This window comes from Sinorhizobium sp. NG07B (assembly GCF_002532005.1).
Classification (GTDB): Bacteria; Pseudomonadota; Alphaproteobacteria; order Rhizobiales; family Rhizobiaceae; genus Sinorhizobium; species Sinorhizobium fredii_C.
Window position 1 is genome coordinate 78,210 of sequence record NZ_NWTD01000007.1, and the last position, 14,570, is coordinate 92,779.

Below are 14,570 nucleotides of genomic sequence, written 5' to 3' on the forward strand. Positions count from 1 at the left end.
TTGGACTAAATCCTCCAACCTCTACAGTTTCGGCAATCCTTCCGGCCTGAGGTGCTTCTTCAGCGCGGCGATGCGGAAGATGGCGTTGGCGGCGCCATAGCCGCGATAGCCGCGCCGCTCGACGATCTCGAAGAAGAAGCCTTCCCCGTAGGTGGGGCTGTAGAGCTGGAAGTATTCGCCGTGCTCGTCGCGGTCGTAGAGGATGTTCGCAGCCCGCAGCCGCTCCGTCAAAGCCGGCTCGAGGCCGAAGCGCGCCTCGACGTCGTCGTAGTAGTTGGGCGAAATCTGCAGCGGGCGGAAGCCGTTGCGGCGGAGTGCGGCCGCGGTTGCGAAAATGTCGTCGGTGTGGAAGGCGAGATGCTGGATGCCGGAGCCGAAAGTCTCGGCGATGAAGTGGCCGGCGAGCGTCCGGCGGTTCTCCGCACCGTTGAGCGTCAGGCGCAACGACCCGGTGGCATTTTCGACCACCTGGCTGCGCACCACCCCGGCCGGGTCGATGATATCGACCATCGGCGTCTTCCCGGCCGCAAAGATCGACGTATAGAACAGCAGCCAGCTCGGCATTTCCTCGTAGGCGACCGTCTGGGCGATATGGTCGACGCAGCGGAGCCCGGCCTCTTCCACCTCGCCACCCTCGTCGGACGGCTCGAAGTCGATGTCCCAGATGCGGCCGAGATCGCTCTTGTCGTCGAGCAGATAGAGGAGCCCGCCGCCGACGCCGCGGATCGCGGGCAGCTCGACTTCCCCGGCGGCGACCGGCTGGCTGAAGGGCTCGGCATCGAGCGCCAGCGCCCGCTTCATGGCTTGTGTCGCGTCGTCGACGACAAGTGCGACGGCATAGGCGGAGCTGCCGTGAACGGCATAGGAGGAGCTCGCAAATCCGCTCTCGTCGGTATTGACCAGAACACGGATGTCGCCCTGTTGGTAGAGGTCGACTTTTTTCGAGCGGTGGCCGGCTGCCTTGCGGAAGCCCAGCGTCCTTAGGATGGCGGTCAGCTCGGCGGCGTCCTCGGGGGCGGCCGTGAACTCGACGAAGCCGACCCGCTGGACCGGCGCACGCTCCGGCATCGGCGCCACGGTGAGAGAGCCGCCGTTCGGATGCCGCCGCACCTGGTCACCGAGATAGATCAGTGAGCGATGTCCGTCGGCGGCGAGCGGCTTGGCCGCGCCGCCGCGGAACTGGTCGTTGAAGATTTCCAGCGAGAAGTAGCCGTCATAGCCGGTTTCGGCGATCGCCCGGGTGAACTCGGCCACCGGCAGGTCGCCTTCGCCGGGCATGTTGCGGAAGTGCCGGCTCCAATAGAGCAGGTCCATGTCGATCAGCGGTGCGTCGGCCAGCTGGACGATGAAGATCTTCTCCTTCGGGATCGAGCGGATCGAGTTGACCTCGATCCTGCGCGACAGCGTGTGGAAGCTGTCGAGGATGAGGCCGATATTAGGATGATCGGCGCGCCGGACGATCTCCCAGGCATCGCGATGGTCATTGATGTGCCGGCCCCAGGCGAGGGCCTCGAAGCCCACCTTCAATCCGCGCCTGGCGGCGCGCTCGCCGAGCTCGCGAAAATCGGCCGCCGCCCGATCGATGCCGCCGAGCGAGATCGGCGAGGCGTTGGAGCAGACCAGCAGGAGGTCGGTACCGAGCTGCTGCATGACGTCGAACTTGCGCTCGGCCCGGTCGAAGGTGCGGCTGCGGTGCGGCTCCGGCATGCCCTCGAAGTCGCGGAACGGCTGGAAAAGCGTGATTTCGAGACCATGGTCGCGCACCATCCGCCCGACATCCGCAGGGCTGCCGTCGAAGGCGAGGAAGTCGTTCTCGAAGATTTCCACGCCGTCGAAGCCGGCGGCGGCGATCGCCGCGAGCTTGTCCGGCAACGCGCCGCTGATCGAAACCGTTGCGATCGAAGTCTTCATCGCCGCTCACCTTCGTCGCGATCGCCCTTGTCGAGGCCCCAGAAGGCGATCTGCGTCGGCAGCTGCGCGAGCGTCATCTCGGCGCCGGCCTGGATGGCGATGCCGCGGCGCCGGGCTTCCTCGAGCCAGGGTGTCACCGGCGGCTTCGTCACCGCGTCGGCGATGATTTCCGCCCTTGTCAGCCGCTCCAGCGGAAAGGGATAGGGGTCGGCAGGATTCATGCCGGCCGGCGAGGCATTGACGGCGATGTCGACATCGATGCCGTCCGGCAGAACGTCATGGGCGTGAAGCTCAGGATAGTCGCGGCGCAACTGGCCGGTCAGGCGGTCCGCCTTCGCCCGGTCACGTTCGATGACGACGATGGTCGCCGCACCCGCCTCGGCAAGCGCATAGATGATCGCCGTTCCGGCGCCGCCGGCACCGACGACCAAGGCGGTCTTGCCCGTGACGGTCACGCCGTTCTTGGCGAGCGCCGCCACCATGGCGTCGCCGTCGACCATGTCACCGAGGAGCGTGCCGTCCGGCCTTCGGCGGATGATGTTGACGGCACCGGCCCGGCGAGCGCGATCCGTCAGGTCGTCGACCCCGGCACATGCCGCCTGCTTGTGCGGCATCGTCACCGAAACGCCGGGGCAATTGGGTGTTCCTCGAATGGCATCGAGGAACGCCGCCACCTTCTCGGGGAAGATATCCACCGGGATGAGGACGGCCCCGACATCATTGTCGGAGAACCACGCGTTCACCGGTCCCGGCGATTTCACCTGCTCGACCGGATGACCGATGAGCGGAATGAAGACGGTCTTTCCGGTGATCTCCGGGACGGGCTGCATTCATGCCTCCTCGAGATGGGCACCGAGGAAGAGCTGGCCGACGCGCGGATCGGCAAGCAGCTTGTCGGCCCTGTCGTACATCCGGCTGCGGCCCTGTTCGAGCACCAGGCCGAAATCGGACATGGCGAGCGCCGCCTTGGCGTTCTGCTCGACCATCAGAATGGTGACGCCCTGGTCGCGCAGCCGGATCAGCGTGCGGAAGGTCTCGTTGATCATCTGCGGCGAAAGGCCGATAGACGGTTCGTCGATGAGGATCAGCGACGGATCGAGCAGCAAGGCGCGCGCGATCTCGAGCTGCTTCTGCTGACCGCCCGAAAGGGTGATCGCCTGTTCCTTCGCCTTCTCCTTGAGGATCGGGAACTGCTCCATCACCTCGTCGATGCGCTTGGCGATCTTCGCCTGATCGCCGGAGGAGATGCCGCCGATCTCGAGATTGTGGCGCACCGAGAGCATCGGGAAGAGGTTGCGGCCCTGCGGCACATAGGTGACGCCCTTGCCGAGCATCTTCGCCGGCGCCAGCGAGGTCACGTCCTCGCCGTTGAGGATCACGTTTCCCGAACGGATTTTCAGGAGCCCGAAGATCGCCTTGAAGACCGTCGACTTGCCTGCCCCGTTCGGGCCGATCACCGTGGTGATCGTGCCCTTGTCGATCTTGAAGGACGTGCCGTTCAGGATCGTCATTTTGCCGTAGCCGCCATAGACCTGCTTGAGTTCCAGCATGGCTCAACCTCCGAGATAGGCTTCGATGACGGTGGGATCGTTGCGCACCGTCTCCGGGTCGCCTTCGGCAATGATCCTGCCGTTCGCCAGAACGATGATGCGCGTGCAGAGCGACATCACGAATTCCATGTTGTGCTCGATGACCACGAAGGTGGCGCCGCGTTCCTGGTTGAAGGCCTTCAGCCGCTCCTTGAGGTCGGCGAGCATGGTGAGGTTGACGCCGCCGGCCGGCTCGTCGAGCATCACCAGCTTCGGTCCCGCCATGAAGGCCATCGCGGCGTCGAGCAGCTTCTGCTGGCCGTAGGAAAGCGATCCCGCCTTCTCGTGGGTCTGGTGCCCGAGCCGGAAGAAGTCGATCATCCGCAGGGCCTCTTCGGTGAGGCCCGCATCCGGTTTGCCGAAGAGACGCGACAGCATCGTGCCTTTGTGCTCCTGACCGGCCAAAATGATGTTGTCGAGCACGGTCATCTCGGGGAAGACCTGCAGCATCTGGAAGGTGCGGCCGACGCCGAGCTTGTTGAGATCGCAGGGGCGCTTGCCCGCGACCTCCTTGCCGTCGACCAGCACGGTGCCAGTCGAGGCCGGCAGCTGCCCGAGGACGCAGTTGAAGAGCGTCGACTTGCCGCTGCCGTTCGGGCCGATCAGGCCCAGGATCTCACCCTGGTGGACATCGAAGGAGACATTGTCCACCGCCCTGAGTCCGCCGAAGGATTTGCTGACATTGCGTACGGAAAGGACCGGCGTCATCGTCCTGCCTCCCAGGTCGTGGCATTGGGGTTCTGCCTGAGCTTCAGCGCCGTGCGGCCACGCTCGACGAGGCCGAGCAGGCCGGTCGGGCAGAAGACCATCAGCACGATGACCAGCGTGGCATAGATCATCAGGTAATATCCCTCGGTGAAGCGCAGGAATTCCGGCGCCAGAACGATCAGCAGCGCGCCCAGTATCGGGCCGAAGAAGAAGCCGGCGCCGCCGACGATGACCATCAGCAGGACCTTGAGCGAGATGGTCAGGCCGAAGGAATGCGGATCGATGAACTGGGTGAGCTGGGCCAGCAGGCTGCCGGCAAGCCCGCCATAGGAAGAGCCAATGGCGAAGGCGAGCAGCGTCGTCTTACGGATGTCGACGCCGAGGCTGTTGGCGCGGATCGGATTTTCCCGGAGCGCCTTGAAGGCGCGGCCCCAGGGCGAACGGATGATGGCGTAGAGGGCGACAGCCATCAGCACGAACAGCGCCAGCACGAAGAAATAGAAGGCGAGCGGCTTCTGCGTCTGCAAGCCGAAGAGTTCCGGCCGCGGGATGCCCACAATGCCATACGTGCCGCCGGTCAGCCATTCCTCGTTGCGCAGCATCAGCACCACCAGCGCGTTGAAGGCGAGCGTGATGAAGGCCAGGAAGTGATGCTGGACGCGGAGCGCCGGGTAGCCGAGCAGAAATCCGATGACGAAGCAGAGAACCATCGCGGCGATCATTGCCGCCGGCCACGGCACGCCCGCCATGGTCATGAGCGCCGTCGTGTAGGCGCCGATGCCCATGAAGGAGGCCTGGGCGAGCGACACCTGGCCGGCATAGCCGAGCGTCAGGTTGAGCCCCATGGCGGAGATCGAATAGACCAGCCATGAGCACAGCACGAACACGCCGTAATTCGACTGCGTGAAGGGGAGCAGGATCAGGATCGCGAGACCCGCGACCAGTGTAGCGAGAATGTGCTTGCTCATACGGTGCGTCCTTCCGCCTTTCCGAGCAGGCCCTGCGGCCGCACGAGAATGATGATGATGAGCAGGATCAGCGGCACCGCGGAGCGATACGACGCGGAAACGTAGGCTGCCGAGAGATTGTCGATAACGCCGAGCAGGAGACCGCCGGCCAGCGCGCCGCGGATCTGGTTGAAGCCGCCGACGATCGCCGCGATGAAGGCGATCAGGCCGAGCGTCTCGCCGTTCGAGAACTTCGCCAGGTAGATCGGCGAGATCAGGATGGAGGCGAGAAAAGCGAGGCCGGCATTGATCAGGAACGTGTAGAGGATCATACGGCGCACCGGCACGCCGAGGATTTCGGCCACGTTCGGATTCTGCGCGGTCGCCTGCATGCAGCGGCCGATCTTCGTGCCGTTCAGGAAGAGCTGCAGCAGCGCTACGGCGCCGAGCGCGATCAGCAGAACGGCTATGTCCTGCACCGAGATGGCGGCGCCCAGCACGTTGAGGGTGCGGTCGGAGAACAGGGCCGGGAACGGCAGCGCCTCGGCCGTGTAGAACTGCTTGACGCCTTCCTTCATCAGGATGCCGAGGGCGATCGTGGCGATGACGATCGGTAGGACGCCGTGCGGCAGCAGCGGATCGATGATGATGCGCTTGAAACCGAGGCCGAGCAGCAGCAGCGAGAGCACCACCGCGATCGCCATCGCCACCGGAAAGCTCAGACCGAGGAACTGTGTTCCGGCCAGAACGAAGAAGGCGGGCAGCATGATGAACTCGCCCTGGGCGAAATTGATCGTCTGCGACGCCTGCCAGAGCAGGGTGAAGCCGATCGCCGCGAGCGCATAGATCGACCCCGTTGCCAGTCCGGAGACGAACAACTGGAAAAACGTATTCATGGAAGATGTCCCCAAGAAAGGGGGCTTCAGGCCCGGCGGGCCGGAAGCCTCACCGTTTTTAGAGTTTCGGCAGCGTGGTCACGACGGTCTGCTTGCCGTCCTTGACCTCGACGAGGAAGCTTTCGCGGTTGACCTCGCCCTTGTCGTCCCAGCTGGTCTCCATCAGGATGCCGGGTTCGTCGGCAGGCGTGATGGTCAGGCCATGCAGCGCATCCGCGAAGGCCTGGCGGTCGACCTTGCCGTTCTTGGTGGTGACGTATTTCACCACATAGGCGCCCATATAGGCCTTGATGGCGTTGTGGTCGGGCTTGTAGCTGTACTTCGCCTCGAACTTCTTGGCGAATTCCTCGATGCCGGGGATCGGCGCATTGGCGCTGAGGCCGACATGCCCGCGCACGCCGTTGACCGCTTCGCCGGCAAGGTCGACGACCTTCTGGTTCATCAGCGTCGTTTCGCCGAAGATCGGCTGGGTGACGCCCTGCTTGCGGATTTCCTTGAGCAGCCGCGCGCTTTCCTCTTCATGCAGATAGGCGAAGATCGCGTCCGCATTGCTCGACTTCAGCTTGATGACGTCGGCTGCGAAATCGGCCTGGCCCACTTCGCTCGACACGTCGGCGTTGACGGCGATGCCGTTCTTCTCCAGCTCGGCCACGAAGGAATCGCGTCCACCCTTACCGAAGTCGTCATTGACCCAGGCGACGGCGACCGACTTCACCTTCATTTCCTCGGTGAGGTACTTGACCAGTTTCGGCATCGACTGTTGTGCGCCGAAAGAGGTGCGGAAGATGTAGGGATTGCCCATGTCGGTGATGAACGGCGCTTCGGCGCCGGTCAGCTGCGGCACGCCGTTCTGCTGGGCGACCATCATGTTGACCTTGACCGAGCCGGAATAGATCGGCCCCATGATGACATAGGCGCCGTCGTCGATCGCCTTCTGCACCATGGCGCGCGAGGTCGTCGGGTCGGTCTGCGTGTCGTAATCCGTCACCTCGACCTGTTCGCCGAGAATGCCGCCGGCAGCATTGATCTCCTCGAAGGCGAGCTTCAGCGCGTCGCGCCAGTTGCTTCCCACGGTGGCGCCGGCGCCCGAAAGCTCGATCACGTTGGCGATCTTTATCGTGTCCGCCCAGGATATGTTCGGCAGGCCGGCCGATAGCGCCACGGCAATTGCGATCGACGCAAGTGCTCTCTTCGTCATGTTCTCCTCCTATGTCGTTCTTCCATGGGCGGCGATCCTCCTCCGCCCAGCTGCGTGATACTGTCCCATCTCCTACGTAACGGCAAATACCAAGATATGCAGAGTCAATAACTTGATGTTATCTTTTGGCGCGGTTCATTTCGATTCTCAGCGTGTCGATGAAGCGCTCCGAAAAGATCGACAGCGGAACGTCGCGCCGATAGGCGACGAAGGTCGGGAAGGTCGTGTCCGCTTCGATTTCCAGGCATTTGATTCCCGGCACCCGGCCGGCGGCGACGGTGAACTCGTCGATGATGGCAATGCCGAGCTCGGCGGCGACGAGGGCGCAGACGGTCGTGCCGAAACGCGCCTTGATTTTCATATCATAGGCGAGGTTCTGACGACGGAAAATCTCGGTCATCACCCGCCCGTAGGGATCGTTCGGATCGATGCCGATCAAGGTATGGCGGACGATTTCGTCCGGCGCGATGGCGTCCTTGCCGGCGAGCTCGCTGTCCTGCGGCACGATGCAGAGCAGCCGCCCGGTGGCGAGCGGCTCGAAATGGATGATCGAGTGTTCGAGATAGGAGCTGATCGCCACCACCTCGCCGCGACCGACGAGCAGATAGTCGATCGCCTCCTCGATCTTCAGAATGTTGATGTCGATATAAAGCGACGGATACTGCTGGCGCAGCTTGGCGATCGCCCGCGGCACCATCACATTGGCGATGCTGGGAACCGAGCCGACGCTGAGTTCCAGCCCGTCACCCTTTTCCAGCCGCTGCACGGCAAACTGCAGGTCCTCGACCTGCCGGTAGACGGTGTCGAGCAATCCGAAGATGTGCCGGGCCTCCGGTGTCGGCACATAGCGCCCATGGCTGCGGTTGAAGAGACGGACCCGAAGGCTGTCTTCCGTATACTTCATCAGCCGGCTGACGCCGGGCGCCGCGACGCCGAGGAGCTTCGCGGCGCCGGCGATCGTGCCGGTGACCATGATCGCGCGGATCACCTCGATCTGTCGCAAAGTCAGCATGACGCCTCCCAACGCCTCCAACGGCACCTATTGGTAATTTTCAGGCGCCGTGGACACAAGCGATTAAGTTTGGTGCTACTCACTGCCGCTTGACGATGTCGTAGAGGCGGCGCTGGGCAGTTTTGGTCGACATTCTTTCGTCGTTGAAGAATTCCGCCAGCACGCCGATCCAGCCCTCCGACATCTGCGTCGGCATGGCCATCGACTGGGCGCTGACGCCGCTGTTCTGGACGATCTTCTCGAGGCCGAGCCGGCCGCAGCGTCGAGCCCGCTGGGATCGACGTCGGTGCGCACCGGCAGGGAGCCCTTGAGACGGCTGAAGGCCACTTGGTTGTCGCGATCCAGCACCATGCGCGCGAAGGCGCGCTGCGCGTCGGCGGCGTCTTCGCGGTTGGTCAGCGGAAAGGCGAAAGCGTCGATGACCATGAAATAGGCGATCTCCGTGCCGGGCATCAGGCTGCAGCCGAAATCCTTGTCGACAGAGTAGCCACGGGCCACCAGCTCGCCCTTCGCCCAGTCGCCCATGAACTGCATGCCCGCCTTGCCGCCACCGACTGCGGCGGTGGCGTCGGCCCAGGTCTTGCGCCGGCGCGCTGCGGCCGGTTCCGCATAGCGGGAGAGGCGCCGCAGCATGTCGAGCGACTCGGTCATGCGCGGATCGCTAACCAGCGCCGGGTCGCCGCGGATGATCCGGGCATAGCCCTCGGCGCCGAGCTTGGAATACATGATGCCGTTGAAGACGAGGGAGATTTCCCAGGGACCGTCGCCCAGCGCGACGGGCAGGTGGCCCGCCGCCTTGATCTTCTCGGCGGCGGCGAAGATTTCGTCCCATGTCTCGGGAGCCTTCAGGCCGAGTTGGCGGAAGATGGGCTCGCTGGTCCAGAGCCAGTTTTCCGCGTGGACGTTGGTCGGCGCAAAGAACACCTTGTCCTTGTAGGTGATGCGCTCGAGCACGGTTGCCGGCAGGACGCGGCGCCAGTCCTCCGCCCTGGCGACCTCGTCGATGTCAAGCACGATACCCATTTCCGGCAGCTCGCGTGAACCCTCGTTCGCATTCCATTCCATGACGGCGGGCGCATAGCCGTTGGCGATGCGATCGCTGACGATCCTCTGGACGGCCACCTTGTTTTCCGCCGGCAGGTCGATCCATTGGTGGCCGGCATCGGCCCATGCCTTGCGCAACACGTCCAGTGCCGCCGCCTCGCTCTGCGAAATCCAGAAATGCACGACATCGACTGCGCCGCGCTGATCGGCGGCTGCAGGTGGCTGGGAGCTTGCCAGCAGCAGCGCCGCGGCCAGGCAGGCCCTTTTGATTTTTCGTCTCATCATCTCCTCCAACTTACGATAGTCACCGCCGGGCGATCCGCCGCAGCGCTGCCGAAGCCTTCGACGCCGGGCGCCGGTCGTCGGCGGCCCGTTGCGGCAGCCGCGCGCCGGCGAGGGCGGCTGGCTCGGGCCGGGCGAAATGGTATCCCTGGCCGATGTCGCAGCCGGCCTCGATCAGGAAGCGTCGTTGCGCTTCCGTCTCGATCCCCTCGGCGACGCAGCGCTTGCCGAGGTTCCGGGCAAGTTGGATCATGGCGCGGATGATCTGCTCGCTGCGGGCGTCCTTGCCTATGCCGTCGACGAAGCTTCGGTCGATCTTCAACTCGTCGAAGGGAAAATCGCGTAAGTGCACGAGCGAGGCGAAACCGGTGCCGAAGTCGTCGAGCGAGATCGACAGGCCGTGCTGACGGAAGCGCGCCACCGTTGCAAGAATCTGGTCGGCCGAGCGATTGAGGAAGACGTCCTCGGTGATCTCCACCGCGAAATCCTGCCATTCCAGGCCGTTCTCACGAACCGCGGCGGCGAAGAACGCGTAACCTTCCTCGCCGACGAGCAGGACCTCGGGCAGGTTGATCGACACGGGACCGGGAGCGAGCCCGGACGCCCTCCAGGCCTTGAGGTCGCGGCCGACGGCGGCGACAACTGCGCGGGTCATGCCGCGGATGAGCTGCGTTCCTTCCATCAGGGGCATGAAACGGCCGGGCGGCAAAAGCCCCAGCTCCGGATGCTGCCAGCGCACCAGCGCCTCGAAGCCCAGATGGGCACCGGTCATGAGGTCGACCTTCGGCTGGTAGTGCACGACGAATTCATTGCGGTCGGCGGCAAGCACAAGGGCGAGAGAGAGCTGGTTCTGCTCTAGCCGCCGGGCCAGCGCCGCTTCGTCGAATATGACCGTGGTGTTGCGCCCGGCCTTCGCCGTATAGAGAGCGAGGTCGACGATGCGCATCAATCCGGCCTCGTCCGAGGCGTGATCGGGCACGATGGCGCCGCCGATGCTGGCCGATACCTGCAGGTTGCGTCCTTCGAAGGCAAAGTCTGCGGCGATCGCCTCGATCGCCCGTTCGGCGACCGCTTCGAGTGCGGCAGCCTCGCCGATCCCTGGCAGCAGCACGGCGAATTCGTCGCCGCCGAGCCGGGCGATCACATCGCTTGCGCGCAAGGTCTTCTGCAGGGTGCGGGCGACGTGACGCAGCACCGCATCGCCCGCGGGATGGCCGAGGCCGTCATTGATGGCTTTAAACCGGTCGAGATCGAGAAGCAGCATGGAGAAGCCGGCCCCTGTCCTTTCCAGCTCGCCAAAGAGATTGCTGAGAGCGGTATTGAAGGACGAGCGGTTGTTGAGACCGGTGAGAGCGTCGGTGTGGGCCAGAAGCGTCAGCCGCTGCTCGAAAGCCATTGTCAGGCGATGCTCGTTGCGCAGCTTCTTGAGGAGCGGGCTGAACAGAAGGACGCTTGCCAGAATGACGGTGGCCGCGATCAGCGCCAGCAGCCCCGTGCCGATCAGCTTGGCGTTGTCGATGCTGACGCCGCTGCGGTCATGGGCGTGGCGGATCAGGTCGGAAAACTGGTGCATCAGCATGCTGTCGGAGGCTACGGCGAAGTCGATCGGGCCCCAGAAGGAGTAGCGCTGCCGCCGGTCCTCGTTGCTGGTATCGGCAATGCGCACCGCCCGCTCGAGAAAGTCCTCGAGCCGGCCATTGAGATCGCGACGCAATTGCACCGCAATCTCGTCGCGCGGATTGAAGCGCTCAAGGAGATTGCCGCCGATGCTTTGGTCCAGCGCGTGCAATTCTCCGCTCATTGCCCGGATATCGCCTATCGCCCGATGGATGTCGTCGCGCATCGGACTGATGATGTATTCCGGCAGGTTGGGGTCGGCCGAAGCCCGCATCAGCGCCCGCGTCTGGTTGGCGAGCTGCTGGAAGCGGATGAACTGGTTGCTGGTCAGGAAGCTGATCTTCTGCTGCAGCGAATGACGGTCAAGGGCGACAAGCATGGTCAGATAGGTGGCGGCGATCAGCAGCGTCATCACAATGACGGCATTCACGTAGTGCCGGCCGATCGACCGAATGTATGTCTCCACCGATTGCCGAGGCCTGCTCAGCGGTTTCGATCGTCCAGTCATCTCGTCAGCCCGCTCCGCTCGCACCTTGTTCCTCCTCCGCCTTTACCGCGATCAGGTTCCGGTATTTGGCAGTTGTTCGCCGGCAGGCCGTAAGCCTTCGCGCGACAATTCCGCCAGGACGCGGTCAAGCTGGGCGGCGACCCCGAACAGGCGGTCCCTGGCGCTTTCCAGCGGAGGCGGTCCTCGGGATTGCTGCGGGGGAAAACAGGACCGCGGTGTTGATCTCGGCAAGCCCGGTGGACTGCTCCTTGGCGGAGACGGCGATCGCGTTTCATGTGGCTGTTGATCCGGCCGATGAAGCCGCCGATCACGTTCAGCGCCTCGCCGGTATCGCGCACCAGTCTGACGCCGCTTTCGACCTCGGTCGTCGAGTTCTGGATCAGTGCCTTGATCTCCTTGGCGGCTTGCGCCGAGCGCTGGGCGAGCTCGCGCACCTCCTGGGCAACGACCGCGAAGCCCTTGCCGGCGTCACCGGCGCGCGCCGCCTCGCGCCAGCAGGTTGGTCTGGAAGGCGATCTCGTCGATCACGCCGATGATGTTGGAGATCTGCTGCGAGCTCCCCTCGATGCGGCGCATCGCTTCTTCGGCACGCGACACGACCTCGGCGGACTTGGCGGCGCTGTGATTGGCCTGGGTGGCGACCGTGCGGGCTTCCTCGGTGAGCTTCGTCGAGGAGCCGACATTGGCAGTGATCTCGTCGAGGGCGGCGGCGGTCTCTTCCAGCGAAGCCGCCTGCTGTTCGGTGCGCTTGGCGAGGTCCTGGGCGCCCGACGCGATCTCGCGGGTGCCGTTGTCCATCGTGCCGATGCTTTCGGAGATCGACGCGAGCGCCGCGCCGAGCTGGCGGACCGACTGGTTGAAATCCTGCCGGAGCGGCTCGAAGTCCGCCGCGAAGGCTTCGTTGAGCTGGAAGGCGAGGTCGCCTGCCGCAAGCCGCTTCAGGCCGGCGGCGAGATTGTCCGAGGCGAAGCGCAGCGCTTCCGCTTCGCGCGTCGTTCGGCGCTGCACCTCGGCCCGTTCGGCCTCCTGACGGCTGCGGGTGTCGGCGGCCTCCTCTTCGAGACGCGCATTGGCAAATGCATTCTGACGGAACACTTCGACGGCCTCGGCCATCGCGCTGATCTCGTCGGCGCGGCCGGCAAAGGGTATCGGCGACTTTGCGTCGCCGGAGGCGAGATTGCGCATCGCGCCGGTAATGCGGGTGATCGGGTTGGCGATACCGGCAACGGCAAAGACGATGACGCCGGCGCCAGCAGCGACCGCAATCGCGCAGAGGATGGAGATAAGCTTCAGCGTATTTTCGAGGAGCCCCTGGATTTCCGCACCGGACCGGGCGGCACCCTCCTTGTTGAGGCCGACGATCACGTCGATCGACTTGGCAACATCGCTGAAGCGCGGCGCCTTTTCCTTGGAAATGATCTGCTTGGCCTCATCGTCCTTGGCTGCGGCCGAGGCAACGATCATCCGGCGGCTCGCGTCGAACAGCTGGCTGGCCGTATTCTTGATCTTCGCGAGTTCGGTCTGTTCGTCTGCCTCGGTCACGAGCGCCGCGTAGTCGTCTATCGACCTGAAAAATCGAGTCTTTTCCGCCTCGATCGCGGTTTCGGCCGCATGTTCTTCATCCTCCGTGGTCGCCAGGACATGGCGATTAAAGGCTACCCTCAGGTCGGAGAGAGCGGTATCGATCTCCTTGGATCGCTCGACGCTCGGCAGCCAGTTGTCGACGATCTGGTCGCTCTTGGCGTCAATGTCGGAGAGGCAACTGATCGATACCCAGGAGATGGCGGCGGTTGTCAGCACCATGCCGGCAATCGAGCCGATCAGGGACAATTTCACGCTTGGTCGTTTCACTATCACTACCTCGGAACTGTATTCGAGAGACCGAGGTCTCCGTTGGTCGAGATTTGGCCGCGATCGCCTGCTTGCTCCCGGTTCGCCGGCCGGACGATGGGGAGGATCGTCCGGTGACGTTGGCGGCGGGGAACGAGCACGCGACTTTCCTTCCGCGCTCCGTGCCGAGCGCGGCCAGCCTCTCCTCGAAAATCATGCGTCTTGGAAATCCCGCGGGCTCATCCCGCTGGAGCGAACGGATACACCGGTCGCCCCTATGAATCGCCACCCAGGAACCTGTCGGACACCGCCCGGCGGTTGTGGAGGCGATTACTATCGCAATCACCACCCAAGCGTTCCTGAGTAAACAAACGCTTAAATAGGGTGCGGCTCGGGCAGTTGGCAGCGGAAAGTGGACAGGCCGATGCAGAAAGTGGATAGGTCCAGTGCTCCGATCTGAAACGGATGGGCTGCGCTTAGAGGCGGCCTCCGATGCCACAGCGGACATCGCCGCTTCGGCGATTGCCGGCGGCGGCTCTCCGTCCTATTGTCCCGAACTTCGGCCGCGAGAGGAAAAAAGGACGGTAATGGCCTATCTGTTGGTATTCCTTGGTGCCGGATTGGGCGGCGCCATGCGCCATGGCGTCAATCAGTTTGCCGCGCAGCTCTTGGGGGCTGCCTTTCCCTTTGGTACCCTGGCAGTCAACATCGCCGGTTCTTTCGCGATGGGGCTCATCGCCGAGTATTTCGCATTGCGCGTCCATCTGCCTCAGGATGTGCGGCTGTTCCTGGCGACCGGCGTGCTCGGCGGATTCACCACCTTTTCAAGCTTCTCGCTCGACACGATCGGCCTTTATGAGCGCGGCGAGTGGGCCGCCGCGGCAATCTACGCCGCTTCTTCCGTGATCTTTTCACTTCTCGGCTTGCTCGCCGGGATGATGCTCGTCCGCCTGCTCGCGGCCGGCCAGGCGGCCTGATTATCAAATTTTAGAAATTACTTTTATAGCAAAGCTAATTATTCACCATTT

10 protein-coding genes and 2 pseudogenes are annotated in these 14,570 nt (G+C 63.9%); 1 reads left to right on the plus strand and 11 read right to left on the minus strand.

Annotated features, from left to right (window positions below; all coding sequences use genetic code 11):
• Positions 1-21: 21 nt before the first annotated feature.
• The 11 genes and pseudogenes from CO664_RS21400 to CO664_RS21450 all read right to left on the minus strand — a co-directional run.
• Complete coding sequence (locus CO664_RS21400) at positions 22-1,911, minus strand: sugar phosphate isomerase/epimerase and 4-hydroxyphenylpyruvate domain-containing protein (RefSeq protein WP_097539837.1); 1,890 nt, start codon at positions 1,909-1,911, stop codon at positions 22-24.
• Positions 1,908-2,741 (minus strand): shikimate dehydrogenase, encoded by an 834-nt coding sequence (locus CO664_RS21405; RefSeq protein ID WP_037421290.1) that lies wholly within the window; start codon positions 2,739-2,741, stop codon positions 1,908-1,910. The genes CO664_RS21400 and CO664_RS21405 overlap by 4 nt, the downstream gene beginning before the upstream one ends.
• Positions 2,742-3,461: an ABC transporter ATP-binding protein gene (locus CO664_RS21410; protein WP_037421287.1), complete on the minus strand. Its 720-nt coding sequence runs from the start codon at positions 3,459-3,461 to the stop codon at positions 2,742-2,744. It lies immediately after the preceding gene.
• Positions 3,462-3,464: 3 nt separating this feature from the next.
• A complete protein-coding gene (locus CO664_RS21415) occupies positions 3,465-4,208 on the minus strand; it encodes an ABC transporter ATP-binding protein (RefSeq protein ID WP_095678101.1) in 744 nt (247 codons plus the stop codon).
• Positions 4,205-5,176, minus strand: a complete 972-nt coding sequence (locus tag CO664_RS21420; protein ID WP_097526931.1) for a branched-chain amino acid ABC transporter permease — start codon at positions 5,174-5,176, stop codon at positions 4,205-4,207. Before CO664_RS21420 ends, CO664_RS21415 begins: the two co-directional genes overlap by 4 nt.
• Complete coding sequence (locus CO664_RS21425; RefSeq protein ID WP_097526930.1) at positions 5,173-6,051, minus strand: branched-chain amino acid ABC transporter permease; 879 nt, start codon at positions 6,049-6,051, stop codon at positions 5,173-5,175. The genes CO664_RS21420 and CO664_RS21425 overlap by 4 nt, the downstream gene beginning before the upstream one ends.
• Positions 6,052-6,109: 58 nt before the next feature.
• A complete protein-coding gene (locus CO664_RS21430; RefSeq protein ID WP_037421275.1) occupies positions 6,110-7,249 on the minus strand; it encodes an ABC transporter substrate-binding protein in 1,140 nt (379 codons plus the stop codon).
• 118 nt (positions 7,250-7,367) lie between these two features.
• On the minus strand, positions 7,368-8,261 hold the full coding sequence (locus CO664_RS21435) for a LysR family transcriptional regulator (RefSeq protein ID WP_097539838.1): 894 nt from the start codon (positions 8,259-8,261) through the stop codon (positions 7,368-7,370).
• Between the two features lie 79 nt (positions 8,262-8,340).
• A pseudogene (locus CO664_RS21440) lies at positions 8,341-9,587 on the minus strand (ABC transporter substrate-binding protein).
• A 22-nt stretch (positions 9,588-9,609) separates the two neighbouring features.
• Positions 9,610-11,712 (minus strand): EAL domain-containing protein, encoded by a 2,103-nt coding sequence (locus CO664_RS21445; RefSeq protein WP_097539839.1) that lies wholly within the window; start codon positions 11,710-11,712, stop codon positions 9,610-9,612.
• A gap of 208 nt (positions 11,713-11,920) precedes the next feature.
• Positions 11,921-13,563 (minus strand): annotated as a pseudogene (locus tag CO664_RS21450) (HAMP domain-containing methyl-accepting chemotaxis protein); the annotation flags it as partial.
• A 566-nt stretch (positions 13,564-14,129) separates the two neighbouring features.
• On the opposite strand from CO664_RS21450, the gene crcB reads away from it, so the two are divergent.
• A complete protein-coding gene (gene crcB / locus CO664_RS21455) occupies positions 14,130-14,519 on the plus strand; it encodes a fluoride efflux transporter CrcB (RefSeq protein WP_037421265.1) in 390 nt (129 codons plus the stop codon).
• The last annotated feature ends 51 nt before the right edge of the window (positions 14,520-14,570 follow it).

Coding starts and splice junctions, on each gene's coding strand:
- crcB (WP_037421265.1), top strand. CDS start 14,130: ATGGCCTATCTGTTGGTATTCCTTGGTGCCGGATTGGGCGGCGCCATG.
- CO664_RS21415 (WP_095678101.1), bottom strand. CDS start 4,208: ATGACGCCGGTCCTTTCCGTACGCAATGTCAGCAAATCCTTCGGCGGA.
- CO664_RS21420 (WP_097526931.1), bottom strand. CDS start 5,176: ATGAGCAAGCACATTCTCGCTACACTGGTCGCGGGTCTCGCGATCCTG.
- CO664_RS21435 (WP_097539838.1), bottom strand. CDS start 8,261: ATGCTGACTTTGCGACAGATCGAGGTGATCCGCGCGATCATGGTCACC.
- CO664_RS21425 (WP_097526930.1), bottom strand. CDS start 6,051: ATGAATACGTTTTTCCAGTTGTTCGTCTCCGGACTGGCAACGGGGTCG.
- CO664_RS21445 (WP_097539839.1), bottom strand. CDS start 11,712: ATGACTGGACGATCGAAACCGCTGAGCAGGCCTCGGCAATCGGTGGAG.
- CO664_RS21400 (WP_097539837.1), bottom strand. CDS start 1,911: ATGAAGACTTCGATCGCAACGGTTTCGATCAGCGGCGCGTTGCCGGAC.
- CO664_RS21430 (WP_037421275.1), bottom strand. CDS start 7,249: ATGACGAAGAGAGCACTTGCGTCGATCGCAATTGCCGTGGCGCTATCG.
- CO664_RS21405 (WP_037421290.1), bottom strand. CDS start 2,741: ATGCAGCCCGTCCCGGAGATCACCGGAAAGACCGTCTTCATTCCGCTC.
- CO664_RS21410 (WP_037421287.1), bottom strand. CDS start 3,461: ATGCTGGAACTCAAGCAGGTCTATGGCGGCTACGGCAAAATGACGATC.